Below are 25,365 nucleotides of genomic sequence, written 5' to 3'. Positions count from 1 at the left end.
CAGCCCTTGGGGCCCTCCCTTGGAAGGGAGGGTTTGGGAGGGTTCGAAACGCCTTTGAAGTAATCATTAAAGGGTTCGAAACGCTTTTGAAGGTCTGGTAGTAATCCTATAAGGTTTGGAAAAGCCTTTGAAGGTCCGGTAGAAGCCTCTAAAGGTTTGGTTCCTCCCTCTAATGATTTGATTGTCTCAAAGAACTTCTCTTCTTCGAACGCACAGCTTCAACTAGCTCATGAATGAGATAGGCTGCATATATCGTGATAAACGCCATAATGAAGTAACCGTATCGTTCAAACGTAATAAATGGCAGCGAAGTAAAAATGAAATATAAAATGGTTATTATCAATATGGATAGTTCTTTGCGTTTGCTTTTAAAAATAACGGTCATGATCAATCCAATTACTCCGAGCAATAGCAGCACGTAGTGATATACGCCCACGATGGGTTTCGAAATATGAAGTACGGGCTTCCAATAATAAGGTACTTTGACCATATCGACTACCCGATCAACGGTGTAATGTTTAATATAACGATTGCGATCCGTTTCAAATCCATAATTTCTAATTTTTTTGGCAAGCTCAGCTTGAATTTCATTGGATTCGATAGCATCCTTTGCCTCGCCTAACCGCTTAAAGTCCTCACTGAATTTCTCTTCTGCACCAGCAGGATATCTCCAATCGATCATAGCTCCTAATACAGATGGATTGCCGGACGAGAGCGTGAGCGGAATAAATTTATCAAATACGACAGCATTTCTTATCCACCAAGGGGAAATGCAAATTAATATTACAGCAGATACAACAATAGCTGGTTTAATAATCTCTTTTATTTTATATCCTCTAACTAGCATGTAGATTAAAAATACGACCGGAAGGAGTGCAAAGTTTGGCCTTGCATATATCCCGATACTTAAACATACTGCTGCAATGGCGAACCAACTCAATTTCTTTTTATCTACAGCTATAATTCCGGTATAAATAAACAGCCATAAAAACAACTGCCCAAAGGCTTCCGTTAAAATCAAATTTGCTGCCATATAGTTAGGTGCATATAGCGCGAACAGCATGATTGCTATTACACCGATTCGTTCATGAAAAAATCGTCGACAAACTTGATAAAGAAGAATCATCGTACCTGCCATCATTAAAACTTGAAGAATGCGGAATGCAGTAATACCTTGCCAATATCCAAATATCTTCATACAAAATGCCAACACCATCGTAAGGGCAGGCATAATAAATACGGTCGAATCTTCTACTTTGTGATAAGTAAATGTACCTTCATTAAGCAATGTCTCGGCACTTCGTATATATTTTACATCATCGTTATTATATTCTTCGAAATTGCCTAAATACATATCGCTGCCTTGCTGAAACGTGATGAATGTTCCTATTGCAATGAAAAACACAACAACAGCTGCTAAAATAATACGGTATAAAAGTGCTTCATTGTCTACTTTTTGAAAAATTTTCATTTCATTGCCCCGCTTTTCATGATTTATAACTCTTATAAATAATAGTGTGACCTTAAGCTTTGTGTCTAATGGGTCTATTTGGGTTAAACGAGTTCTTTCAAGCTACAACGATTTCTATCAGTCCTAGTTTTTATTCTGCTGCTCACCTTTCACTTATAATAACTCCATTATAACGTGTATCATATGAAAAATGTTCCAATCGGTTGGAAGAAAAATGGATTAGTATATTTGCTGTCTATAAACGTTCGTACAGTTGCACTTGTTCAGCCTGTCATAAAGTAAGCTGAGGTGAACTTTTGTGTATAAGAAAAAGTATGCAAGTCGCAATATAAGAGGAAAACTGCGGGTCTGCAAATACTTATGTGCGAATAAAAAATTGAAGCGGTATGTACCGAATACGGTATCATTCAGCCGTGAGCACTTGCAGATGATGCTAAACCGTCATGACACCGTTTATGTCAAGCCAGATATTGGCTCACTCGGTTTGGGCATATTTAAGCTGAAACGGGTGAATTCAGGTTATGAGCTTTATTCAATCGTTAAGAAAAAACAAATACAAAAATTTTATAATTCCGTTTCCGAAGCTTATTCGCAAATAAAAAAAATGAAATCGAGTAAGCTTATTATTCAAAAAGGAATATCATTAGATCGCGTGGATGGATGTCCCTACGATATTCGAGCGATGGTTCAGCGGAAGCCGGAAGGCAAGTGGGTTTGTACGGGTTTAATGGTAAAGGTAGGAGCTCGCCATAAAATCGTAACGAACTATTATCAAGGCGGAGCAATCTATTCGATGAAAAAACTCGGAAAAAGGCAAGGACTTTCTATTGAAGCAACGGATAAGCGGATCAGCAGACTAAGCAAGGTGGCCTTGCGAATATCACGGACATTAAGCAAAAAACGATCGGGTATGCACGAGCTTGGCATCGACTTTGCATATGATCAGAAGCAGCAGTTATGGGTTCTTGAGGTGAATTCCAATCATCCGCAATTTCATCCCCTTAAAAAGCTTGATCCTTCGGCCTATAAAAAAATGAAACATTTTGCTGCCAGCTACGGAAGGCGCGATGCAAAATGAAAAAAAATGTAAAGCAGATCGAGACGATTTCTCGATCTGCTTTTTTATACTTATTAATGATTGCGCTTACTCCAATGATTGAAAAGTATCATTTTTAGTTGTTCAGATAGCTATTAGTGCGTTTATGATCGCGATAGAATACTAGTAGAACAACTAGAGCAAGGGGGATTGAGTAGTGGCGCAACTATCCGTTAATGAAGAACTATTAAAAAAACCAAAACCTAAAACTAAAAATGCGTTTCTGCGTTTCGCAAAACAATGGGACATTCAAATGATGGTATTGCCGGCATTGTTACTAATCATCGTGTTTAGTTACATCCCAATGTACGGTATATTGATGGCATTTCAAGACTACAGCATCTTCAAAGGTTTTATGGCAAGCGAATGGGTTGGATTAAAACATTTTGACATGTTCTTCAGCTCCCCGGAGTTTTTCAAGGTCATGCGAAATACGGTTATTATCAGCTTGTTGAAATTTTTCATTGGATTCCCGGCACCGATTTTGCTGGCGCTTATGCTTAACGAAGTGAAAAACTTAATGTTTAAGCGGCTGGTTCAAACGGTAAGTTACCTGCCTCACTTTATGTCATGGGTAATCGTTGCGGGACTGATTATGTCGATGCTGTCTACGGACAATGGAAGCATTAACATCGTACTTGAGAAAATGAACTTTATCGATGAACCGATCAACTTCCTATCACTTCCAGAACTATTCTGGTCCATCCTCGTTTCGACTGGGGTTTGGAAGGAAATTGGATTTGGCTCCATCGTATATCTAGCAGCAATAGCAAGTATTGATCCTAGCATGTATGAAGCAGCATCTATGGATGGCGCGAGTAAGTTCAAACAAATCTTTTTGATCACATTGCCTTCGATCATGCCGGTTGTCCTTATCTTCATGATTCTGGCGATTGGCAATCTACTCAATGCAGGTTTCGAAGACATTCTATTGCTTGCTGTAAACCCTGTACTCAGGGACGTGTCAGATGTTATCGATACGTACGTTTATCGAGTCGGGATACAAAGCTCTAGATACTCATACGCAACAGCGGTTGGATTGTTCAAAGCCGTTATCAGCGTAGGACTTTTGACAATGGCGAACTTTCTGGCACGCAGGGCCGGCAGCAGCTTGTGGTAAACTATACAATTAGCCCGGAAAGGCGGATGATGCAGTGATCAGGCTCAGTTTTGGAGACCGCGTGATGACGGTGACCATCTACATTTTACTAACGTTATTAGCTTTTATGACCTTTTATCCATTCTGGAATGCACTTGTCATATCCTTCAACAGCGGAATAGACACCTCCATGGGGGGCGTAACCTTTTGGCCGCGTGATTGGACTTTGGAAAACTACGGTATCGTATTCAAGGATGAACGATTGGTAACTGCGTTTCTGGTTTCGATCAGTCGGACAGTTGTCGGTACAATCGCATCCATTTTTATAACGGCATTATTCGCCTATGGCCTCTCGAAGAAAGAATTGATGGGCCGCAAGTTTTACATGATCTTGTGTATCATTACGATGTACTTCAGTGGTGGACTTATTCCTTCTTTCTTGCTCATTCGTGAGCTTCACCTCATGAATACATTCTGGGTATTCATTATTCCAACACTAGTCAGCGTTTGGAACATGATCATCTTCCGCACATTCTTCCAAGGCTTGCCAGCAGGGCTTGAGGAATCGGCGAAAATCGATGGAAGCGGCAACTGGGGTATCTTCTTCCGCATTGTTGTTCCACTCTCTGGTCCCGTTATTGCAACGTTGTCGCTTTTCACGGCTGTTTTTCATTGGAATGATTGGTTTGGTCCAAGTATTTACATCACCAATGAGAAGCTGCTTCCTATACAAACGATGCTTAAGCAGATTTTGAACTCTAATATCGTATCCGATCAAATGTCACAGCTAGACTCTGCTGCGCAAGGGCAGTTAGCCAAAATGAGAACGGTAACGAGCAAATCGTTGTCTATGGCAACGATGATGGTTGCCACGATTCCTATCATTATGGTGTATCCATTCGTTCAGAAATATTTCGTTAAAGGTGTTCTTGTTGGATCATTGAAAGAGTAGCAGGCAGTTTAAGACATGTGGTTTAGAGCGAAAGCTTTGAACATATAAAAATGAGCTTGAAAGGGGATAATAAACAGATGAAAAAAAGAAAACTACTCGTCCCAATCGTCTCTGCATTTATGGCCGTTTCTTTAATGGCAGGCTGTAGCGGTAATTCCGGTAAAACAGAAAACGGAGAAACAGGAAGCAAGCCGGAGGAAAATAGCGGCAATAAGCCGGCATCGGTTTATGAACTTGGCAAGGAGCAGCTTGATTTCACCCTTTATGGCCATTATGACTGGTACACTATGCCAGCATGGGGCGGCGACATTACGAGTACTTGGATTAGAGATACAAAGAAAGTAAACGTAAAACCAATCCACTCCGGTGGTGCGGCTCCACAAAAGCTGAATACGATGATTGCGACTGGCGAGCTTCCTGATGCGATCTGGCTAGAGCGCGTTGATGTTGAGAAATTGCGCACAGCGGATCTGCTTGTTCCATTCGATGACTATCTTGATAAATATCCGAACTTGAAAAAATGGTTGGGCGATGAAGGCATCAACATGCTTCGTTCAGAAGATGGCAAGCTTTATCAATTCCCTAACTGGTATACAAAACAACCTAACGGAAACTCTGGTTATGTTGTAAACAAAAAGATTTACACAGAGCTTGGTTCACCTAAGCTTGAAACAACAGATGATCTGTACAGCTACTTGAAGCTGGTTAAAGAAAAATATCCGAATGTTGTTCCTTACGAGCCGCATTTAGCAAAAGATGGACAAGGCCTTGATGTATTGTACTCTGCATTCAAAGAAAACGATCAGAAGTTCCCAGGTATGCGTGCTGTGCCTAACGGCGACAAGTTGACTTCGATCTTCCTTGATCCTGAGTACCGTGAAGCAATGCAGTACACTTCCAAGCTGTTCCGTGAAAAATTGATTACGCAAGATGCAATGACGCAAACCGTTGACCAAATTACTGAAAAAGTAATGACTGGCCGTGTAGCAGTATTTGCATCAGCAAGCCCGACTGAAATTGCAATGCAAGCACATGCTGAGCTTACGAAAAACGATCCGGAAGCTGGATATTTCATGATCTGGCCGATTCACAAAGAAGGCGTTGACAAAAACAAAGTATTCCCTGGTACGTATGGTATGTTAGGCTGGAACGTAACGGTTATTACGAAAAGCGCTAAAAACCCAGAAGCAATCTTCGCTTTCTATGACTGGTTGACTGGTCCAGAAGGACAAAGCGCTTTGATGTGGGGACCTCCAGGAATCTATTGGGATGGCGTAGAAGCTGACGGCGAAACTCCGAAGTTCACAGAAAAATACACTTCAGATGCAGGCGGTCTTGGTAAGCTTCAAGCGATTACAACGAACCTTAACTGGGTTGGTAACACAGTATTCCTAGATACTACAAAAGCTAAATTTGAAGAGTCGTTGCCAGTTGAGCAACAAAACTGGTCTACTCGTTACCAACGTGAAATTACGTGGAAAACGCAATCCAATGCAACAGAATTCATTAACATCGATCCACAACCGGATACAGAAGAAGGTATCATCCGTCAACGTATCGAGGACTTGTTCCTAGAAGTTAGAGCAAAAGCATTGTTCGCGAAAAATGATGCTGAAGTACTAGCTGTTCTTGATAAAGGCGAAAAAGACGCTCAAGCTGCTGGTTATGACAAATTGCTAGCATTCAAAACAGAAAAATGGCAAGCTAACCTTGCAAAAATGAAAGCTGAATAAGCCATAGCTTTTCGTAAAAACGACGGGTATACTAAGATATTTAGTGTACCCGAGTTTTTTCGTTTTAATAGAACGATGAAATGTTCGATGAACGTAAAGCCTTTGCCTAATTGGAGCTGATAACATCATGTATAAAGTATTGCTGGCGGACGACGAAAAGCTAGATTTGGAAGGTATGCGTGCTTTTATTCCTTGGACAGATCTCGGTATGGAAATCGTAGCGGGTGTGATGAACGGATTTGATGCTTGTAAGGTGCTGGATACGGAAAAAATAGATATTCTTGTAACTGACGTCCGTATGCCTAATATGACGGGGCTTGAGCTGGCTAGACGCGCACTCGAGATGTCGAAGGATATTAAAATTATTTTCGTAAGCGGATATCAGGATTTCAGCTATGTTAAGCAGGCATTGTCGCTTAATGCTGTCAATTATGTTTTAAAGCCGATGGATGATCAGGAGCTGATTGATTCCCTGCTTAAGGTTCGAGATGTTTTGGACCATGAGCAAGAGCGGCAAAATACATATGGACAAATGGTTCCGATCGTAAAAAATGAATATATGCTGCAATTGCTTGAAGGAACGAGCGATGACAAAACCATTGAGGTATTGAGTCAAGAATATGAGATGAATCGTTTTCTCTATCCTGGCTTAGTAGCCGTAATTGAAGTCGATGATTTGTCTTGGAAACTGAACGATGAGACGCGGGCAGAGCAGGATGAGATTCAACAAGTGGTATCGATCTGTAAGGAGTTTGGCATTTCGCATATTTGTAAAATTAGCAAATTCCGGGTTGCGATTCTCATTGAGCAATCGGATAAAGATGTTTTGCCACTCAAGATCGTTAATCGAGTCAACGAACAGCATACCTTCTCCATTACCGCAGGCGTAGGTGAATTATGTGATTCGATCAACGAATTCCCGGCCTCTTATCGTCAGGCCGTTGAAGCTTTGGATTTGAAAATGTTTTATGGCAAAGGAAAGGTCATTGGCCACGGCGAGGTTAGGCCGGCAGAGAAAGAGGATGTTAAGCATCTCGATGCGAAGCTGGAAGCCTTGTTTGTTGCGATGTCGGGTTATGAGCTCGTTCGCATTCATGATGAGCTGGATGACTTATTTCAGGTTGCCAAAAACTTAAAGTCAAAGTTTACGCTGCGCAACTATGCGCTTTATATCGTAATGAAGCTTGATAATTATTTGCAAAGAACGAATGAAAATGTATTTCAGCTGCTTGGCATGGAGCTGAATAATTACGATATTATTATGCAGTTTGAGACGATCAACGATATTCATGTGTGGCTGAGACGCAGGGTTTACGAAATATCCGAAACTTTGCAGGCAAACAAGCACAAAAAAAATTGGAAGCTTATTAAACAAATGATTGATTATATGAAAGAACGTACACATGATAACATTACATTGCGCGATTTGGCGGAGCAATTTTCATTATCGCCGAACTACCTTGGCCTTATTTTTAAAGAGGAGACAGGTAAAAACTTCAGCGAATATTTTATTCAGCTGCGCATGGAGAAATCGTGTGAGCTGCTCAAAACAACAAATATGAAAATTTATGAGATAGCAGATCAGGTAGGCTATCGTCACTTGCCATATTTCAGCAAGCAATTTAAAGAAATGTACGGTATGACGCCGTTGGAGTTTAGACGAAAATGACCAAACATAAGAAGGAGCACCGTTATATTCCGTTTGGGATCAAAATTATGCTCACCTACAGCTTGTTTATCATGGTGCCGGTGATCCTAATTGGCTATGCAGCGAATGTTATTTTTACAAGCTCCATTCAAGAGCGAACCCGCGAGATTAATCTTGGTACGCTGGCTCAGATGAAGGATAATATTATGTACAAAATGGAGGATGTGTCACGTATATCCGGCATGCTTTATTTTGACAGTAATCTTGCATCCTATTTGCGTCATTATGAAGAAGGCTGGGTTAGCTACGAAGCCACGACGAAGCAGCTCCTTCCAAAAATGCAAACAACGGTGGAGGCAGCAAGCAACAAAATGCGTCTTGCAGTCTATCTACATAACAATACATTGCCGGAAATTTATCACAATTATAATAATACCGATCCGCTGAACGCGGAGGGGCCTTTATTTGATTTGTACCATATTTCTAGAATTAAGGACAGGGCATGGTATATAGATTACCCCGTGGAGCGGTATGGCGAGACCATGCAGTGGAAGCAGGTTGAAGGGGATACAAAATTCGGGCATATTTCCTTGCTCAGAAGACTTGTTAATATGAATGATCCCATTACGCTTGAGGAAATTGGTTTCGTTCGTATTAGCCTGAGACTTACCGATCTGCTCGAGAGCGTTGATTCTGAGAAAATCGGTAAAGGAACGAAAATATTTGCACTCAACGAGAATGGAAGAATTATGTTCTCCTCCGGTGATACCCATTTTAATATTGGTGAATCGCTGAGTGAAGCGGAAATGGCGAACTATTGGGCCGTAGAGGAAAAGATACCACAGCTGAATTGGAAGCTGCTCGCACTCGTTCCAACCGATATTATGGAGAAGGCTACTGACAAGGTAAAGCTTTGGACCTTCTTAATTTGCTTGGCTTGCTTTGTTGTATTTTCACTTGCAGGCTTGTATATTTCTCGCTTTTATTCCCGTAAGGTTATCAAGATCGTTCGTGTGCTGGATGCCTTTCAAGAAGGGAATTTCAAGAAAAAGATTCATTTTAAAGGGAAGGATGAATTTACGCGCATTTCCTTTGCTTTAAACGATATGGGTCATAATATTGACGGATTAATTCAAGAAGTCTATATGACAAACATGAAGAAAAAAGAAGCGGAGTTGGAATCGCTGCAAGCGCAAATCAATCCGCATTTCTTATATAACACATTGTCCTCGATCAGTAGATTGGCTAAGTTTGGACAGGTAGATAAGCTGCAGCGAATGGTGCTTGATTTAGCGAAATTTTACCGGCTATCTCTGAATGAAGGTAGAACCGTTATTCCGATTCGGAATGAGCTGGAGCAGATTAATGCCTATATCAATATTCAGAAGACGAAATTCGAGGACGGTATGCAAATCTGGTTTGACATTGATCCTGATATTTTAAGATTTACGACCGTAAAGCTTATTTTGCAGCCTTTTATCGAAAATGCGCTTGAGCATGCTTGGTATGGAGCACAGATTAATATTCGAATCGTAGGCAAGATGGAGGGAGATTTAATAACCTTCCAAGTCATTGATGACGGCGTTGGCATTAATCCTGAGATTTTACGCCAAATGTCCGATCCTATTGAGAGAGTGAATGTGGGCTACGGGGTTCGGAATGTGGACGAGCGGATCAAGCTTCATTTTGGAGCAGAATACGGCGTTCGTATCGTGAGCAAAAGAGGAATGGGCACATCCATTTCGATCACTATTCCAGCTAGAAAAAAAGATATAGAACCAGAACGTCCTATTTAGAATAGGACGTTTTTTTTATGCATTTAGTTTTTGCCAAGCGGCTAAGGCAGCATCTCCAAAAATCGTTTGGATGCTGCGGATTGCGGCACTCCGCGAAGCGTTGCGATACCGATGCTGCGTGCCGGGATGGGCGGGAGCAGCGGAATTTCGACGAGCTCGCCTGAAGCAAGCTCATCAGCAGCATAGCTGCGAACGAGGAAGGCCAGCCCAAAGCCGCTTCGTGCGAACTTTGCAAGCAAATCCATGCTGCCAAGCTCAAGCTCTGGCGTGAGCTTTGTACCATGCGCTGCGGCATACTCGTCAAGGAACTCTCGTGTGCCCGCCCCTTTTTCTAGAAGCAATAACGGGTACTTGCTAATATCCTCAAGCTCGATGGCGGTATCACCAAGAGATGAATAAGCGGGACCACCGACGAGTATATCTTGCAAGGGCACGCTTAACCGAAAGTCTAACTGACTGTCCGAAGCAGGCATATGTACGATGCCAAAATCAATTTTTCCTTCCTTTAGAAGCTGGATGGTTTCAGGGGTTGTTCGATTCGTCACACGAATGCGAATCTCTGGATATTCCGTATGAAACTGCTCCAAATATGGCATCAAATAATGCTTGCATAACGTGTCGCTTGCACCGATACTAATTTCACCGCTTTGCAGGTTGTGCATTTCTGCGAGCATTTTTTCCCCAGTTTCAATAAAGCTATACGCTTGCTCAATATATCGAAAGAGTACCTCGCCTTCAGTCGTAAGCTTAACCCCCTTGGCCATACGGAAAAAAAGCTGGCCGCCTAGCTTTGCCTCTAATTGCTTAATCGTATGCGTCACGGCTGGCTGCGTAATATAAAGCTGTTCTGCAGCGCGCGATAAGCTTCCTGTCTTAGCCGTCCAATAAAAGACGCGATACCACTCCATGTTTACGATCACAGATATAATCCCACCTAATATGAAGTATTAGTTATATCAATTATTTTAATGTCACATGATTCATTATAATAAACCTTAAAGGGCATTAACAACATTAGGAGGCGATTGAATTGACGGTAACCGCTATAGTGGGAGCGAATTGGGGAGATGAAGGCAAGGGGAAAATGACAGATGCGTTAGCTGCCAAATCCTCATTTGTCGTACGTTATCAAGGAGGCAGCAATGCAGGGCATACGATTATTAACAGCTACGGTAAATTCGCGATGAATATGCTGCCGTCTGGCGTCTTTTATCCAGAGATTACGAACGTCATTGGCCCAGGCACAGCTCTTGATATTGAAGTGCTGCTGCGGGAGAGGACTGAGCTAATAGCACGAGGAGTACCGGAGCCGCAAATTCGAATATCCGAACGAGCACAGGTTGTACTGCCTATTCACCGCTTATTTGACGAGCTGGAGGAGGAAAGGCTTGGCTCAAACGGCTTCGGATCGACGAAAAGAGGCATTGCTCCTTTTTATTCAGATAAATATGCAAAGCTTGGCGTACAAGTTGCGGATCTGTATGATGAGCAGCGATTGCTGCAGCGTTTAGAGCAATCCTTGGCAGCCAAGAATGTACTGCTTGAGCAGTTGTACAATAGAAAGCCGATCAAAGCGGAGGAGCTTCTGACCGTGCTGCTCGAGCAAGCGGAGAAGCTGCGGCCTTTCGTTTGTGATACAACGAAGCTGTTAAATGATGCGTATCGAGCTGGAGAGTCGATATTGCTGGAAGGACAGCTTGGGGCGCTGCGTGATCCGGATCACGGCATCTATCCTTATTCCACATCATCATCTACGCTGGCGGGTTTTGCGCCAGTAGGCGCGGGTCTTCCACCCTATGCAATTACGAGAATTATTGCGGTAGTTAAGGCATATTCCAGCTGTGTTGGAGCCGGACCGTTCGTCAGTGAGCTGACAGGTGCGGAGGCGGATGAGCTTCGCCGTTTGGGAGGCGACGCAGGAGAATTTGGCGTGAATACAGGGCGCCCGCGCCGAATGGGGTGGTTTGATGCGGTGGCTACGCGTTATGGCTGCATGCTGCAAGGGGCTACGGAGGTTGCGCTGACCAATCTTGATGTTTTAGGATACTTAGATGAAATTCCAGTATGCATAGGTTATGAATTGGGTGGACAAATCATTAAGGATTCATTCCCAGTGACAGCAGCGCTTGCATCCGCTAAGCCACTGCTAAAGCGCTTGCCAGGCTGGAACTGCGATATTTCGCAAGCTACAACTTTTGAGCAGTTGCCTGAAGCAGCGCAGAAATACGTTCAGTTTGTGGAAGAAGCGATTGGCGTAAAAGTTGCAAGCGTATCGGTAGGACCGCGTCGTGAGCAGCTAATCACACGATAATTTAGTAAATGAAAAGCAGAATCCTAATTGGATTCTGCTTTTTTGGTGCGTGGCCATAGGCTATAGCTAAAGCTGACGACAAAATCAATGACGAGTATAATCGACCATAAACGAAGCGTGTTAAATAAAACCTCCGTTCGCACCGCATCGCCAACCATTAAAATCATGCCATACAAAATGGCAGCGCCTATCACCCATGCGAGCAAGTGATGCAGCCAGCCATTTCGCTCGTAGCGAGCATGATCTTTGCCATATTTGGGCTTCCGAGCAGGAGCAGGTCCGCCGGCAAAGCGATGAGCGAACCTTTCATCGGCCCATTTGATCATTCGATGACCCCAAGCGATGGAAACCCCGATATATATTGCAGCCAAGCTATGCGCGAAGGTAGCTGTTGCGCCGCCGCGAAGATCATAAATAGTAGCAATAACTAGTGCCAAATCGATGAGGGGTGTTGCAATCAAGAATATAGCGCCAAGCTTTTTTAAACGGAAAATATAGCGGCATAATAAGCCGATAAGTACAAATAACCAAAATCCTATCTCGCAGCCGATAATAAAAGCGGTAATCATGTGAAGATCTACTCCTTCTGTTAAAATAGGTACATGCATTCAAAAGAATGAACTGAATCGTTAATTAGGGAAGGGTATGAACAAATTATGAAAAAAATACTCGTTGTTGGAAGCATAAATATGGATATCGTTAGTCAGGTCGAAAAATTCCCGCTCCCGGGTGAAACAATCTCTAGTGCAGCCACCTCGTTTTTTCCGGGCGGTAAAGGGGCGAATCAAGCGGTTGCAGCGGCTCGCGCAGGTGCGGAATGTGTGATGATCGGCGCAGTTGGCGAGGATCCTTTTGCTCAGACATTGATTACATCATTACAAGATAATGGAATTTCCACTAGTCAAGTATTACGCAAGCAAGGAACATCAGGTTTCGCTATTATTACTGTGAATGGTGAAGGCGAAAACCATATTGTTTTATCTGAGGGTGCGAATGGTCAACTGACAGACAAGGATGCAGCAGCGGGTTATGGAGAGTGGTCGGATATTTATGCCGTGCTGCTTCAAAATGAAATACCGTGGGAGACGACGCTATCCGTCATGAATAGTGCTAGCAGCAGCGGCAGTAAAGTATTTTATAACCCTGCCCCGGCACAGGCTATTCCTGAGCATGTTTTTCCGCTTATTGATACTCTTATTATAAATGAAACCGAGGCGGCTGTTGTTACGGGCTTAACGGTAAACGATGCTTCCTCAGCTCAAGCGGCTGCAGAAGTAGTCATGGGCAAAGGAACAAGAAACGTCATTATAACTTTAGGGGAGAAAGGCTGTTTCTATCAAAATAAGCAAGGCGACACAGCTACCATTCCTGCGTTCAAAGTAAAACCTGTTGATACGACGGCAGCGGGCGATACTTTCTTCGGTGCATTCGCCGCTGCAAGCGCCGATGGCTGCCAGGCTGAGCAGGCTTTAATCTTTGCAGCAGCAGCAGCGGCACTAGCCGTTACGAAGGAAGGTGCCCAAGCATCAATTCCCACTAAAGCAGAAATTGAAGCTTTTCTTCAAAGCGAACAGAAAAATTAAAAATAGGCTTGCTAAAACTAATGGTATTAGTTTATTATAAAACTAATATCATTAGTTTTTGTTGAGGAGGCCATTTGAAATGAGAATGACACGCGAGAAAACGGTTGTACAACTGACCTATTTACCTAAGGTATTTCCAGTAAATTGTTACTTGGTGGAGGAGGCGGAAGGATTGACGTTAGTGGATGCTGCACTTCCAAACAACGTCAATGCCATTCTGAGGGCAGCGGAGCAGCTAGGCAAGCCGATTACCCGCATTGTTTTGACTCATGCTCATGCGGATCACATCGGTTCGCTCGACGGGCTAAAAGAAAGGCTTCCAAATGCACAGGTGTTTATATCCAAGAGAGATGCAAGACTGCTTAGCGGTGATCATACGTTAGATCCTAATGAGAGCAGCTTGCCCATACGAGGCGGTTTGCCTAAAAACGTTCGAACAAAACCTGATGTTTTGCTGGTGGATGGTGATCGCGTGGGCTCTTTGCTTGCGGTAGCTGCACCGGGACACACGCCTGGTTCGATGGCATTTTTAGATACGAGGAATGATATTCTCATCGTAGGGGATGCTTTTCAAACTAGAGCAGGCGTTGCAGTATCAGGACAGATAAAGCTGCTGTTTCCTTTTCCAGCAATGGCTACTTGGGATAAACAAACGAGCTTGGAGACGGCTCGAAGGTTAAGAGATTTGAAACCATCGTTGCTCGCTGCTGGCCATGGCAACATGGTGCTGCAGCCTAAACGTTTATTGGATAAGGCGATTGCCACAGCGGAACGTTCTTTAGTTAAATAAATAGGAGAGGGGGGATTGTATGTCACCTAGAAGAGGGCTTGATTTGGCGACTATCGTAGAGGAAGCAGCTGCCATAGCAGATGAGCTAGGCATCGAAGAGGTTACGCTGGCGACGCTCGCCAAGAAGCTTGGAGTGCGTTCTCCTTCATTATATAACCATGTGGATGGATTAAACGCTTTGCGCATACAGCTGGCTATCTACGGTTTACAGAAGCTGCTTGCAGCGATAAATGAATCGTTACAAAATAAAGAAGGCGATGAAGCGGTTCATGCTATTGCTTCTGCCTACATTTCTTTTGCCAGAAAACATCCAGGCGTCTATGAGCTGACGCTGCGCTCGCCAGATGCGGATGAAGCAGAATACGCAGCAATTGGAGAGCAGCTTGTGGATTTGCTCGTTAAGACGCTAAGCCATTATGAACTTGGGTATGAGAAGGCCATTCACAGTGTACGGGGATTGCGCAGCTTGCTGCACGGATTCGCTTCGATTGAACAAAAGGGTGGATTTGGCATGCCTCAGGCTATCGACGAAAGCTTAAAAATTGTCATCCAAACGTATTTGAACGGTCTTCGTGTTAAATCATGATAGAAAAGAAGCAGGAGCCAGAGATGCTAAATAGATTGGCTTGGATCCCGCTTCGATAGTAATTTAAGGTTTGTTAGCTTTCCAAATATATTTGTATTCTTTTACGCCCAGTTTTCCATTTATTTGATTCTCTTCAACTTTGGCGTCGAAATCCTTGCTTAATAAAGGATCAGTATAGTCAGGATTTCCGGGAATGCCTGTGAGAAACTTAGCAAATTCATTTGTGTCTGGAAAATAGAAAACAGCTTGATTAAACTCTTCAATTTGAATATTTATAAAACCATTACTGTTTAATCTTTCTTTGACCAATTCGAGAGCGCCTGAATGTATACCAAATATCGTACCTCCCGAGCGTAGTATTCTGCTATGATTCAAAATGGACGTTGGTCCGCGCCTATCGTAAATGAGATCAAATTGTCCGTCGGTAAATGGCAAATCGGTTTTTGTAGTCGCGTAAATAAACGATATATTATGAGCTTGGCTCTCATCTTTCATGGAGTTGGCAATCTTAATCATTTCCATTGAATTATCAAATCCAACAATCGACTTAGTATGAAGTGACATCTTTAGTGTAAAATCGCCGTGTCCGCAACCCGCATCAAGAACCGTATCAAATGCAGGCAGCATTTCAACTAATTTTTCTTCAAATAATTGCTCTGCTGAAATACCTTCGATCGTAAATACCGCATTGCTTCGATATCCGCCATTTTTTCGTGCAATTCGATCGTACCATTCTATTCCCATCCGTTTATCCTCCTAGACTATCCGAATATGTTCTCACTGGCTCTCTCCTTAAGTACATAGAAGCGATATGATGGCAGGCTCAATAGCGATGGGCTCTATCGTCGATTCGAATCTTTCTTGAACATATCCGTCGCGATTAATTAAAAACTTGGAAAAATTCCACTTGATCCCGTCCCCAGCAGATATTTCTGGGTATTTCTCCTGCAGGAAGTGCTGCATCCATTGTCCGCTCGCCGTCTCTGTGTCGAAGCCTTGGAACGGAGCTTGCTGCGTCAGATATTGAAATAATGGATGAGATGATGCTCCTATCACATTCGTTTTCTCAAACAGCGGGAACGTAACTTTGAAGTTGACCTCGCAAAATTGCTTCACTTCCGAATTGCTGCCTGGCTCTTTCTCGTTGAATTGGTTGCAAGGAAAAGCGAGAATTTCGAATCCTTGTTCCTGATATTTTTCGTATAACACCTGCAGATCATTGAATTGACGTGAATAACTGCATTTGCTTGCCGTGTTGACGATCAAGATAACTTTTCCGCGGTAGGATGACAGTTTTACTGTTTCTCCGAAAATGGAGATTGCTTGAAAATCATAAATCGACATGTGGTTAACCTCCTTTGTGTTACTGATTTATTTTTTCAATTTGTATGATTCAATCTATCATATAGCCAAATATTCTATTGGTATAATATATAAAGAAAATAATGGTTATAGGTAAATGCAATAAACAGTCGATGCCATTAGCAAAAATTATAAAGCTAATTTATTATGCAGGAAAGAAAAATCCACATCCTCGTGAGGTTGTGGATTAGAAATCAACTTAATTTTTTGATTACAACAGAAGCATTTACATTTGTTTGAGTGCCACCGGTCAGAGTTTGCAGCGTAACGGCAGCAGTTGAACTATGATTTCGCAGTGTGAGAATACTTCCAGCCGCTAGAGCCATAATAGACTGCCCATTATTTTGCTGAGTACCAGCTCCTGAACCATATATGGTTCCTGTAACTAGCGTTCCATTTGAAAATAAGGCGAATTGATTCGGTTCTACTCCCGGCACTGAAAAAGTAACTTCGTAATTTCCAGTGGTGGAAACGGTAATCTGACTGGTTCCAGGGGAATGCGTAATACCGGGTGTGAAAATAATACTTGTATCAAAAATAGTATCTGCCTCCACCGGAACCGTTTGAGCGCTGATATTATAAATATATCCAGAACCTATTGGGGGAGAGATAGGGTAAATGAACGGCATTCATATTCAACTCCTTATTTATAATTAGAAGCTATGTAAGGAATTAATAACCTCTAATGAAAAACAATGCCGACAATAAAAAAAGAAGTATTGTCGGCACCAAGTCAACAAATTAGGTTAGTTTACAACAAATTCGATTACAATTGGAGTCAAAGGATCGAGTGTATCACCGTCTGGTATGGTAATTGCAGTAGTCGTAACGGTTGATGTATCTGCAGTTTGAATCTGTGCATTAATATATAGATTGTAGTAAGCAGGAGCAGTTGGAAATGCAGTTGCAGCTGTACCGGTGTCATTCGTTGTTGCTGTTGCAAGAATATTATACGCAGCACCTACTCCAGTTCCGTCCCCTGCTGTGGCACTAAATCTTCTGGCAGCCATGAATGGTTTTGTAATTGGCATTTATATCACCTCTCTTCTCTCTACTAACTTATGCTAGTATTCGAAAAAGGGAAGGTCTGAATCGCGGAGTTTAATAGATTGAACTAAGGAACAACTGTAGCTGAGAATGTAACGGTTTCGAGAATGATTGGCGTACCCGAATAAATCGTTTGATTATCGAGACTAATGTTCAAATTATTTTCATTAATGATATACAAACTGCCTGCTTGCAATATTCCATTGATATAAAGATTGCTATAGCTATTTGGACCATTGCCTGTAAAAGCAGTTATGAAAGCTCCTTCATCGTTTGTAAAATCATCGGCTGGAATAGTGAATTGGGATTCTGCATCTGAGGTCATCTTATAAAAAAATCTTTGGGCAGCTGGTAAAATGATAATAGAAGGGACGATAATAGATCCCGATTCGCCTTGGGGCCCTTGAGGTCCTTGAGGTCCTTGTGGTCCTTGAGGTCCTTGAGGTCCTTGAGGCCCTTGAAGCCCTTGAAGCCCTTGAAGACCTTGTGTACCTTGAGGACCTGGAGACCCTTGCGAACCTTGTAGCCCTCGAATTTCTTGTGAGTTATGTTGATTGACAGCATGAGGCCTCTTCTTGAAATTAATGATCTTTTTGTGCTTTTTCTTTCTTTTTATTGGGCATATACGAATTGTTTTCTTCTTTGTTGCGAGTGGATTTCCCAAGCTCATTCATACCTCCCTAAATATTAAACTATATAGGGTATGATATGACGCCATCGAACAGCGGTATGGACTAAACGTCCATTACAATTAGGCTGCAAACTATTTAAATGAAAATAGGTAACGGAGAGACCAAGTATCCAAATATAACTCTATTCATTCATCACGCAAAAAAGGAGCTGCTGTACAAGGCTTATAGCCTCGAACAGCAGCTCCTTTTATATTATATTTTCAACCGCTTAGTAAGCTTGTTGAATTAATGCGGCAGCGCCGATTAGTCCAGCGTCCTGCTGAAGCTTCGCAGGTACGATAGCCGTTTCCCTGCCTGACGGGTTAAGCGCGTTTTTGGATACATAGTCTCTGACCGCTGCAAATAGTGGTTCGCCTACTTGTGAGACGCCGCCGCCGATAACGATTTTGTTCGGATCAAGAATATTGATTAGCGATACGCAGCCCATGCCGATTGTTTTGAATACACGATTAACCAGCTCAGACATTTGGGGGTCGCCTTGCGCCGCCAGCTCAAATGCTTCTTTGGAAGAAACGTCTCGGCCGAGCAGCTCCGTCGCTTGACGGGCAACGGCTGTACCGGAAGCGACGACTTCCCATGGCGTACCGGCTTGATCCATAATCATAAAGCCAGCATCGCCGGCATTTCCTGTTGACCCAGTAAGCAGCTTGCCATGCATAAAGATGCCTGCGCCAATGCCTGTGCTTATCGTAATAAAGATGAAATGCTCGGAATCCTGTGCAGCGCCGACCCATTTCTCAGCAAGGGCAGCAGCGGTTGCATCATTCTCCATCTTAATCGGAAGCGGCAGATGGGCTTGCAATGCCTCAACAACGGGGAAACCCCACCAGCTTTTTAAGTTTGGAGGGCAAGTCAGCTCACCCTTTATCGTATTAAGCGGTCCGGGTGCACCTACGCCAACACCTTTAAGCGTCTCTAGCGCTAGCCCATTTTGCTCTGCCAGCTGCTTTACCGCGTCTGCAACCTGCGCAAGCATGTCTGCGGGCGTGATCTGTAGATTAGTTTTTAATGAACCTTTCGCAATAACGTTTCCTTGCTCGTCTACGAAGCCAAATGCTATTTTTGTTCCACCAATATCAATTCCTACTGCAATACTCACGTAAATACCCTCCAATGAAATGAAAATGACTGTGAACCTTTGAGAAAAAGTCTATCATACTACTGGAATATTAGAAAGAACCGAACGTATCAGTGCCTTTTGGAAGCGTATGCTTTTTTAATCAACTAATGCTGTACAAAAAGTAAGGAGTGTAGTAATATCCAATCGAATGAAGTGCTTGAGAGAGGATCCTTTGCGGCGCAAAGGGTCCTCCGTGCGTATATCATCAACCTAGAGAAGAAGGTAGCTGCCCAAATGGAATCCGAGGCCAAGGAAAGTTCGCGAATCATGAAGTTCGGTATGCCAATGACTGCAAATGTATGGAGAAATGCCCGCATCGATTTAGGTGCATCCTGTCTTTTCAGCTTATTTAATGTCGTCATGAACCAGTTCTATGTAGCTTTCGCGATTCAACAAGGAGCAAGCAATTTTCAAGTTGGATTATTGTCAGCAGCACCTGCCGTTGGTTTATTGTTTTCGCCATTTTGGGCGTCTTGGATTGAGAAAGCGAATAATCCCAAGCCGTTCGTCGTCATTCCTAATGCCATCGGCAGATTGCTCCTGCTGTTGCCGGCTTTTTTCGCTTATCCATCCTTGTATGTAGTGGCTGCGCTTGTATTTCAGCTGTTAATGGGCGTGCAGGCTCCTGCGTATGCGGCATTAGTATCGCGTATGTATCCTTCTGATTTGCGTGGAAGACTAATGGGGTATGTGCGGGTGGCAATGGGGATTATTATGATCCCGCTTGCTTACTTTGTTGGCAGCTGGTCGGATGCCTTTGGGCCGTCAGGTCCACTCATTGCAGCTTCCATTGCGGGTTTTCTCTCTATAAGTCTATTTAATACACTGAAGCTGCCTGTACAGAAGGCTCCTGATAAACCTGCTTCTCTGAAAAAAACGAGCCGGTTCCCGCTTCAGGAGCAGTGGAAGCTTATTAAAGAAAATCGAACGTTAGCTGTTTTTTTAGCTGCGACTACACTTACCGGGTTTGGCAATATGTTTGCAAATCCGTTGTATCAAATTATACAGGTAGATGTGCTTCAGCTTTCCAATTTGCAAATTGGTTATGCTCGTGTCGCTTATTTTACAGCGCTGCTGCTTACGTTCTGGATAGCGGGCTGGATGATTGATCGCATCGATATTAAATATACGCTGTTATGCGGCATTGCAGCTTACGCTATAGTGCCGATGTTATATGGACTTTGGGGCAGCTATGCCGCGGTTATAACCGGCAATGCGATACAAGGAATCGGGGAAGCGATTTGGGATATCGGCATATTGGCATTTGTCTTCCGACTGGCGCCTGGCCGGGAAGCAATGGTTTTCGGGCTGCATTTGATGCTTTTTGGCGTTCGAGGAACGATTGGGCCGACTTTAAGCACATCGCTTTCGCATAGTGTATCTTTGTCATTGCTGCTGGTTATTGCTTCTATATGCGGATGGATCGGTACGTTTCTATTTATATCAGGCAATTGGAAGCGGAATCCGCTTACTCAAAGAGGTTAATTTTCGCTTCAGTTTCCGTTCATCTCATGTTCATAATCGAATGCTAGAATGTTATGAATAGAAGCTATTCATTACATATTCGTAGGAGATGAACGATATGAACAAATGGAAAGTGATGCTTAGCGCTGTGGTTATCGCTGCTGCTTTGGCAGGCTGCGGAGCTCAGGACGAACAGGTTTCATCCGATCAGCAAGTGGATGCTCAGGGCAAAGTACAGCGGAATGGAGCCAGAGCGGGCATGGGGCAGATGGGGGCTCAAGCGGATTTGATGGGTAAAGTGAAATCGGTGGATGGCCAAACGATTACCCTCTACAAATCGGCTATGGGACAAGGCGGTCCGCCGCAAGGGGATTTAACGGACAATATGCCTGGAGCGGGCGAGGGGCAGCAGGCTCCAGAAGGCGCTGAAATGCCAGCAGAAGGTGAGGCTCCGCAGCCCCCCGTTGGTGATGGAACGGCTCCTGAGGGCGGCGGCAGGATGAATATGGACGCTATGTTCTCAGAGGAGACGGTGGACATTCAAGTGACAGATACGACCAAAATTATGACAGTCACCTTCGAGAATGAACAAATGGCAGAGAAAGAAATAACGCTGGCAGATCTAAAAGCTGATGATATTTTGTCTATTATGCTAACTGACGATACGCAGATTGCAGAATCCATTACTGTTCGTACGGGAGGTTTCGGTGGTTTTGGCGGAGGCGCTGGCGGCGGCAGACAGCCAAGGCAGCAGGAGCAGCAGACTACGACGCAATAGCTATCTGTCCTCGTATCCGCCTGCGGCGGTACGAATAACACAAGTAGCAAAGCATCAACTAATGCACCCTCCGAAAGCGAAGCACCTGCAGCGATAATGCTACTTTAGTCGTCTCAACATCCTATGCACATTAGAAGTAGGCATTCTCAAAAGCAATCTGTTCGCTGGTTGCTCTAACGAACTGTAGTATGCTTATGATGCAGAAGACCGTTCTTCTTTCATTTTAACGAACCGTATTCACGTTATATCATGATTTGCATGGTCTCATGAGCTGCATTCCTCGTAATAACGATTCTAGAGTTCGTTATAATGTTAATTCATTAAGAATGCTTTAAATAAGGCCTACTAGGTTCGTAAGCTATAAGTGTGATAAGGAGAGGACATCATCGTTCTTCTTTCTAAGCTCTATCAATAAAAAGCAGGGGCTGTTCCAAACGTAGATAAATCTACTACTGGGGCAGCTCCTTTGTATGATTAGGTCAACCAGAGCTTACTGGTTGGCCTTTTTTTACGTTGTATACACATTCGGTAACTAGAGCTATCCAAAAATATGTCCATATCATCTATAAATGCGGCATATGTTTGCTTTGCCCCTCCGCTTATGATGAAACCACGGAAGACACCAAGTCTATCCAATATCATTTTTAGGGGGACAAAAAAATGAGTAAAGCACGCAATAAGTTTTCAATGCTGCTTCTAATGGTCACGATCATTGCGCTGGTTGCAGCTGGCTGCAGCGGCAACAAGGATGGCGGAGAGAAGCCAGCAGACGGCGGTAAAAGCGCCGGCAGCGGCAAAAAGACAGAAATTTTGTTCTGGTCACCATTCTCTGGTTCGGATGGCCCGTTCATGAAAAAAATCGTAGACAAATATAACGGCTCGCAAGATCAATATAAAGTGAATTTCGTTATTCAGCCAAACGGCGAATATTACAAGCAATTGGACGTAGCGCTAAGCACAGGCAAAGAAAGCCCGGACATGATGATTATGCACGTTGATCAAGTACCAACCTACGCTAGCAAAGATCAATTGCAGCCGATCGATGAGATTGCAGCGGGCGCAGGCATCAATAAAGCGGACTTTGCAGATGCAGCAACGACGTATTCGACGCTCGATGGCAAGTGGTATTCCATTCCGCTTGATATCCATCCGCTTGTGATGTATTACAACAAAGATTTGTTCGATAAAGCGGGCATTTCTGCAGCTCCAACGAACCGTACAGAGTTTGATGATGCCGTTCAGAAGCTGACGGACAAAGAGAAAGGCGTTTACGGTTATGTTGTTCCAACCTTATGGCCACAGCAGTTCATTTTCCCAACACTAGTATGGCAAAATGGCGGCGAGCTTTGGAACGGAACAGACGTAGCCTACAACTCTCCGGAAGCGGTTGAAATGGTTCAATGGCTGCGCGGCATGGTGGATAACGGCGTTTCACCTGGGAATGTTCAACAAGACGGCGAAAACACATTGTTCCTGCAAGGAAAAAATGCGATCCAATTCAACGGCCCGTGGATGAAGTCACAATTTGATGAAGCAGGATTAAATTATGGCGTTGCGCCTGTTCCACAAATCGGTAAAGCGAAGCAAGCGGTATTCGCAGGCTCCCATGGCTTCGTTATTCCAAAAAGCGTAACGGATGCAGCCAAAACAGCAGGTATCGGCGATTTCTTGAAATACGTATCTACAAATTCCATGGACTGGGCGGAATCCGGTCAAGCGCTGGCATCGAAACCAATGCTTGAGAGTGATGCGTTTAAAGCGCTAACGTTCCAAAACAATGTAGCATCGGCATTTTCTTATGTACAATTTGCGCCAAATGTATTGAACTGGGGCACGATCTCTGAGCCAATCTGGGGCGAGCTGAACAATGCATTGCTTGGCAAAAAAGATGCACAAAAGGCTCTTGATGATGCGGCGGCCAAATCGAAGCAAGCAATGAAAAAATAAATATTTGTAAGCAGCGAGGAGGATGGGAATAGCAGAGTCCGTTCCCATCTTCTAAAGCTGCGATTGCTTGTGCTGGAAAATATGGAAAGCGTCAGGGGGACTCCGTTTGAAAACGACATTTGCGTCACGATTCACTTCTTTTTTATTCGTACTGCCATACTTAGCAGCGTTCAGTATTTTTTTGCTGTTCCCGATTCTTTACGGCGTATATATCAGCCTTCAAAATTTCGAGCTGCTATCGAAGGAACATGAATTTGTTGGACTTGCCAACTACATCAAAATTTTTACGCCAGGCACGTATCTCAACGATATTTTCTTTAGAGGGTTGTGGGTAACCGCTCAGTTTGTCTTATTTTCCGTTCCACTCTTAATCATTGTTGGGTTGTCATTAGCGATGCTTGTTAATGCGCTGCCTGCCAAAATACGCGGTTTGTTTCGTACCTTTTATTTTCTTCCGTACGCGTTGTCAGCTTCCGTTATGGCGGTCATTTGGCTGATGATGTTCGATACGAATGCCGGTTTTCTTAATAGTATGCTTGCGAAGCTTGGCATCAGCAGCATTCCTTGGCTAACGGATACGCCATGGGCGTGGATCTCGCTTATTGTGACGACGCTTTGGTGGACAATTGGCTTCAATATGATTATTTTTATAAATGCACTAAATGAAGTGCCAGAGGATTTCTATGAAGCTGCTTCGATTGATGGGGCAAACGCATGGAATAAATTTACGAAAATAACGCTACCGTCGATTCGTCCGGTTATGCTGTTCATTATGATTACATCGACGATTGCTTCCTTTAATATTTATGCGCAGCCTTATTTATTAACACGCGGCGGACCCGGCGATACGACGAAGGTGCTGCTCATCAATGTGCTGGATCAAGCCTTTTTACGCAAAGAAGTAGGTTCAGCTTCAGCGATGGCGATCGTTATGGCACTGCTCATTATTATTATATCCATCGTACAGTTCAAGCTGACGAGCGGCAGAAAGGGAGAGGTTTAAATGGTAAAGACAAAAAAGTTATGGCTTATCGTGCTTGCCATAATCATTGCGGTATTTTTCCTCCTCCCGCTCGTTTGGATGATTTCAACATCGTTTAAAAATGATTTCGAAGCATTGTCTGGGAAAATGAACTTTTTTCCGATAAAACCAACGCTCGATAACTTCGTACAAGGCTTGACTGGTGAATTAATGAACGTACCCATTACGCGCTGGATTGTAAACTCCTTGTCGGTTGGGCTCATTGGCACCATTCTCGTACTCATTATCGATTCTATGGCTGCTTACGCATTGGCGAGATTAAACGATTTGCCGCTTCGCAGAATTATGCTTTCCTTATTTATCGCATCACTTATGATTCCTGGCGTTCTCACGTTTCTGCCCATGTATTTGGAATTTAATGCACTCAATTTAATTAATACGTATCCCGCACTGATTTTGCCGGCAACAGCGGGGGCGTTTGGCGTCTTTTTGCTCTATCAGTTTTTCGCTTCCTTTCCAAAGGAAATCGAAGAAGCGGCGCGTATTGACGGAGCGAACAAGTGGCAGATATATGCTCGTATTTTATTGCCATCCGCCGTTTCTATTATGGTGACATTAGCCATCTTCACTTTTATGGGGATCTATAACGATTTTGTATGGCCGCTGTATGCGACAACATCACCCGAGATGCGCACGATCACGGCGGGCATAGCGATGATGGCAACAGGAAGCTATACCCAAAGCTACGGCAAGCTTATGGCGATGACGACAGTCGCAACGCTTCCAGTCGTTATTGTATTCATTCTTGGACAGCGCTCCTTTGTGAGAGCTATTACACAATCGGCAGTGAAATAATCAATGATTACACCGATATGGCAAGGAGAAGAGACCGATAAGGTCTCTTTCTG

The 25,365-nt window shown here is 43.5% G+C and carries 24 protein-coding genes; 15 read left to right on the top strand and 9 right to left on the bottom strand.

Annotated elements, in window-relative coordinates:
• Window positions 1-169 precede the first annotated feature (169 nt).
• On the bottom strand, window positions 170-1,471 hold the full coding sequence (locus AC0VYE_RS26730) for a glycosyltransferase family 39 protein (RefSeq protein WP_475443578.1): 1,302 nt from the start codon (window positions 1,469-1,471) through the stop codon (window positions 170-172).
• A gap of 298 nt (window positions 1,472-1,769) precedes the next feature.
• Here AC0VYE_RS26730 and AC0VYE_RS26725 point away from each other — a divergent pair, with 298 nt between their 5' ends.
• From AC0VYE_RS26725 to AC0VYE_RS26700, 6 genes are all read left to right on the top strand, one after another.
• Window positions 1,770-2,549 carry a YheC/YheD family protein gene (locus AC0VYE_RS26725; protein ID WP_475443576.1) on the top strand — a complete coding sequence of 260 codons (780 nt, stop codon included), beginning with the start codon at window positions 1,770-1,772 and terminating at the stop codon, window positions 2,547-2,549.
• 175 nt (window positions 2,550-2,724) lie between these two features.
• Window positions 2,725-3,687 carry an ABC transporter permease gene (locus AC0VYE_RS26720; protein ID WP_076267454.1) on the top strand — a complete coding sequence of 321 codons (963 nt, stop codon included), beginning with the start codon at window positions 2,725-2,727 and terminating at the stop codon, window positions 3,685-3,687.
• Between the two features lie 34 nt (window positions 3,688-3,721).
• On the top strand, window positions 3,722-4,618 hold the full coding sequence (locus AC0VYE_RS26715) for a carbohydrate ABC transporter permease (protein WP_076267455.1): 897 nt from the start codon (window positions 3,722-3,724) through the stop codon (window positions 4,616-4,618).
• Between the two features lie 77 nt (window positions 4,619-4,695).
• Window positions 4,696-6,351 carry an extracellular solute-binding protein gene (locus AC0VYE_RS26710; RefSeq protein ID WP_339204532.1) on the top strand — a complete coding sequence of 552 codons (1,656 nt, stop codon included), beginning with the start codon at window positions 4,696-4,698 and terminating at the stop codon, window positions 6,349-6,351.
• A gap of 127 nt (window positions 6,352-6,478) precedes the next feature.
• The gene (locus tag AC0VYE_RS26705; protein ID WP_475443572.1) at window positions 6,479-8,020 is read left to right on the top strand and encodes a response regulator; all 1,542 of its coding nucleotides are present in this window, start codon (window positions 6,479-6,481) and stop codon (window positions 8,018-8,020) included.
• Complete coding sequence (locus AC0VYE_RS26700) at window positions 8,017-9,795, top strand: sensor histidine kinase (RefSeq protein WP_076267458.1); 1,779 nt, start codon at window positions 8,017-8,019, stop codon at window positions 9,793-9,795. The genes AC0VYE_RS26705 and AC0VYE_RS26700 overlap by 4 nt, the downstream gene beginning before the upstream one ends.
• Before the next feature lie 41 nt (window positions 9,796-9,836).
• Here AC0VYE_RS26700 and AC0VYE_RS26695 read toward each other — a convergent pair whose 3' ends face one another.
• The gene (locus AC0VYE_RS26695; RefSeq protein WP_475443570.1) at window positions 9,837-10,715 is read right to left on the bottom strand and encodes a LysR family transcriptional regulator; all 879 of its coding nucleotides are present in this window, start codon (window positions 10,713-10,715) and stop codon (window positions 9,837-9,839) included.
• Between the two features lie 110 nt (window positions 10,716-10,825).
• Here AC0VYE_RS26695 and AC0VYE_RS26690 point away from each other — a divergent pair, with 110 nt between their 5' ends.
• A complete protein-coding gene (locus AC0VYE_RS26690) occupies window positions 10,826-12,106 on the top strand; it encodes an adenylosuccinate synthase (RefSeq protein WP_475443568.1) in 1,281 nt (426 codons plus the stop codon).
• 23 nt (window positions 12,107-12,129) lie between these two features.
• Here the strand turns inward: AC0VYE_RS26690 and AC0VYE_RS26685 are convergent, their stop codons facing one another.
• The gene (locus AC0VYE_RS26685) at window positions 12,130-12,675 is read right to left on the bottom strand and encodes a hypothetical protein (protein WP_475443566.1); all 546 of its coding nucleotides are present in this window, start codon (window positions 12,673-12,675) and stop codon (window positions 12,130-12,132) included.
• 87 nt (window positions 12,676-12,762) lie between these two features.
• On the opposite strand from AC0VYE_RS26685, the gene rbsK reads away from it, so the two are divergent.
• The 3 genes from rbsK to AC0VYE_RS26670 all read left to right on the top strand — a co-directional run bounded on the left by rbsK (window position 12,763) and on the right by AC0VYE_RS26670 (window position 15,065).
• Window positions 12,763-13,689 (top strand): ribokinase, encoded by a 927-nt coding sequence (gene rbsK / locus AC0VYE_RS26680; protein ID WP_475443564.1) that lies wholly within the window; start codon window positions 12,763-12,765, stop codon window positions 13,687-13,689.
• Between the two features lie 79 nt (window positions 13,690-13,768).
• Window positions 13,769-14,479, top strand: a complete 711-nt coding sequence (locus AC0VYE_RS26675; protein ID WP_441908367.1) for an MBL fold metallo-hydrolase — start codon at window positions 13,769-13,771, stop codon at window positions 14,477-14,479.
• Between the two features lie 19 nt (window positions 14,480-14,498).
• On the top strand, window positions 14,499-15,065 hold the full coding sequence (locus AC0VYE_RS26670) for a TetR/AcrR family transcriptional regulator (RefSeq protein ID WP_076267464.1): 567 nt from the start codon (window positions 14,499-14,501) through the stop codon (window positions 15,063-15,065).
• A gap of 63 nt (window positions 15,066-15,128) precedes the next feature.
• On the opposite strand, the gene AC0VYE_RS26665 is transcribed toward AC0VYE_RS26670, so the two are convergent.
• From AC0VYE_RS26665 to AC0VYE_RS26640, 6 genes are all read right to left on the bottom strand, one after another.
• Complete coding sequence (locus tag AC0VYE_RS26665) at window positions 15,129-15,809, bottom strand: class I SAM-dependent methyltransferase (RefSeq protein ID WP_076267465.1); 681 nt, start codon at window positions 15,807-15,809, stop codon at window positions 15,129-15,131.
• A gap of 48 nt (window positions 15,810-15,857) precedes the next feature.
• Window positions 15,858-16,409, bottom strand: coding sequence for a glutathione peroxidase (locus AC0VYE_RS26660; protein ID WP_076267466.1), 552 nt, complete (start codon window positions 16,407-16,409; stop codon window positions 15,858-15,860).
• Between the two features lie 212 nt (window positions 16,410-16,621).
• Entirely contained in the window at window positions 16,622-17,056 is a 435-nt protein-coding gene (locus AC0VYE_RS26655; protein ID WP_475443560.1) for a hypothetical protein, read from the bottom strand.
• A gap of 117 nt (window positions 17,057-17,173) precedes the next feature.
• Window positions 17,174-17,458: a DUF4183 domain-containing protein gene (locus AC0VYE_RS26650; RefSeq protein WP_076267468.1), complete on the bottom strand. Its 285-nt coding sequence runs from the start codon at window positions 17,456-17,458 to the stop codon at window positions 17,174-17,176.
• A gap of 83 nt (window positions 17,459-17,541) precedes the next feature.
• Window positions 17,542-18,144, bottom strand: a complete 603-nt coding sequence (locus AC0VYE_RS26645) for a DUF4183 domain-containing protein (RefSeq protein ID WP_475443558.1) — start codon at window positions 18,142-18,144, stop codon at window positions 17,542-17,544.
• Window positions 18,145-18,374: 230 nt separating this feature from the next.
• Window positions 18,375-19,265 (bottom strand): ROK family protein, encoded by an 891-nt coding sequence (locus AC0VYE_RS26640; RefSeq protein WP_076267469.1) that lies wholly within the window; start codon window positions 19,263-19,265, stop codon window positions 18,375-18,377.
• A gap of 255 nt (window positions 19,266-19,520) precedes the next feature.
• Between AC0VYE_RS26640 and AC0VYE_RS26635 the strand changes: the two genes are divergently transcribed.
• The 5 genes from AC0VYE_RS26635 (at window position 19,521) to AC0VYE_RS26615 (ending at window position 25,312) form a co-directional block, all read left to right on the top strand.
• Window positions 19,521-20,771, top strand: coding sequence for an MFS transporter (locus tag AC0VYE_RS26635; RefSeq protein WP_475443555.1), 1,251 nt, complete (start codon window positions 19,521-19,523; stop codon window positions 20,769-20,771).
• Between the two features lie 97 nt (window positions 20,772-20,868).
• Window positions 20,869-21,528: a hypothetical protein gene (locus tag AC0VYE_RS26630; protein ID WP_475443553.1), complete on the top strand. Its 660-nt coding sequence runs from the start codon at window positions 20,869-20,871 to the stop codon at window positions 21,526-21,528.
• Between the two features lie 660 nt (window positions 21,529-22,188).
• Entirely contained in the window at window positions 22,189-23,475 is a 1,287-nt protein-coding gene (locus tag AC0VYE_RS26625; RefSeq protein WP_441908357.1) for an ABC transporter substrate-binding protein, read from the top strand.
• A gap of 106 nt (window positions 23,476-23,581) precedes the next feature.
• Complete coding sequence (locus AC0VYE_RS26620) at window positions 23,582-24,478, top strand: carbohydrate ABC transporter permease (protein WP_475443551.1); 897 nt, start codon at window positions 23,582-23,584, stop codon at window positions 24,476-24,478.
• Complete coding sequence (locus AC0VYE_RS26615) at window positions 24,479-25,312, top strand: carbohydrate ABC transporter permease (RefSeq protein ID WP_475443549.1); 834 nt, start codon at window positions 24,479-24,481, stop codon at window positions 25,310-25,312.
• The last annotated feature ends 53 nt before the right edge of the window (window positions 25,313-25,365 follow it).

The organism is Pristimantibacillus sp. Z349TD_6, assembly GCF_056173205.1.
The sequence above is the reverse complement of the archived record's forward strand: the minus strand, read 5'-3'. Positions and strand labels throughout refer to the sequence as shown.

Excerpts from the sequence above, each read along its gene's own strand:
- AC0VYE_RS26730 (WP_475443578.1), bottom strand. The coding sequence starts at position 1,471 with ATGAAAATTTTTCAAAAAGTAGACAATGAAGCACTTTTATACCGTATT.
- AC0VYE_RS26710 (WP_339204532.1), top strand. The coding sequence starts at position 4,696 with ATGAAAAAAAGAAAACTACTCGTCCCAATCGTCTCTGCATTTATGGCC.
- AC0VYE_RS26705 (WP_475443572.1), top strand. The coding sequence starts at position 6,479 with ATGTATAAAGTATTGCTGGCGGACGACGAAAAGCTAGATTTGGAAGGT.
- AC0VYE_RS26700 (WP_076267458.1), top strand. The coding sequence starts at position 8,017 with ATGACCAAACATAAGAAGGAGCACCGTTATATTCCGTTTGGGATCAAA.
- AC0VYE_RS26685 (WP_475443566.1), bottom strand. The coding sequence starts at position 12,675 with ATGATTACCGCTTTTATTATCGGCTGCGAGATAGGATTTTGGTTATTT.
- rbsK (WP_475443564.1), top strand. The coding sequence starts at position 12,763 with ATGAAAAAAATACTCGTTGTTGGAAGCATAAATATGGATATCGTTAGT.
- AC0VYE_RS26675 (WP_441908367.1), top strand. The coding sequence starts at position 13,769 with ATGAGAATGACACGCGAGAAAACGGTTGTACAACTGACCTATTTACCT.
- AC0VYE_RS26670 (WP_076267464.1), top strand. The coding sequence starts at position 14,499 with ATGTCACCTAGAAGAGGGCTTGATTTGGCGACTATCGTAGAGGAAGCA.
- AC0VYE_RS26665 (WP_076267465.1), bottom strand. The coding sequence starts at position 15,809 with ATGGGAATAGAATGGTACGATCGAATTGCACGAAAAAATGGCGGATAT.
- AC0VYE_RS26660 (WP_076267466.1), bottom strand. The coding sequence starts at position 16,409 with ATGTCGATTTATGATTTTCAAGCAATCTCCATTTTCGGAGAAACAGTA.
- AC0VYE_RS26655 (WP_475443560.1), bottom strand. The coding sequence starts at position 17,056 with ATGCCGTTCATTTACCCTATCTCTCCCCCAATAGGTTCTGGATATATT.
- AC0VYE_RS26650 (WP_076267468.1), bottom strand. The coding sequence starts at position 17,458 with ATGCCAATTACAAAACCATTCATGGCTGCCAGAAGATTTAGTGCCACA.
- AC0VYE_RS26645 (WP_475443558.1), bottom strand. The coding sequence starts at position 18,144 with ATGAGCTTGGGAAATCCACTCGCAACAAAGAAGAAAACAATTCGTATA.
- AC0VYE_RS26635 (WP_475443555.1), top strand. The coding sequence starts at position 19,521 with ATGGAATCCGAGGCCAAGGAAAGTTCGCGAATCATGAAGTTCGGTATG.
- AC0VYE_RS26630 (WP_475443553.1), top strand. The coding sequence starts at position 20,869 with ATGAACAAATGGAAAGTGATGCTTAGCGCTGTGGTTATCGCTGCTGCT.
- AC0VYE_RS26625 (WP_441908357.1), top strand. The coding sequence starts at position 22,189 with ATGAGTAAAGCACGCAATAAGTTTTCAATGCTGCTTCTAATGGTCACG.
- AC0VYE_RS26615 (WP_475443549.1), top strand. The coding sequence starts at position 24,479 with ATGGTAAAGACAAAAAAGTTATGGCTTATCGTGCTTGCCATAATCATT.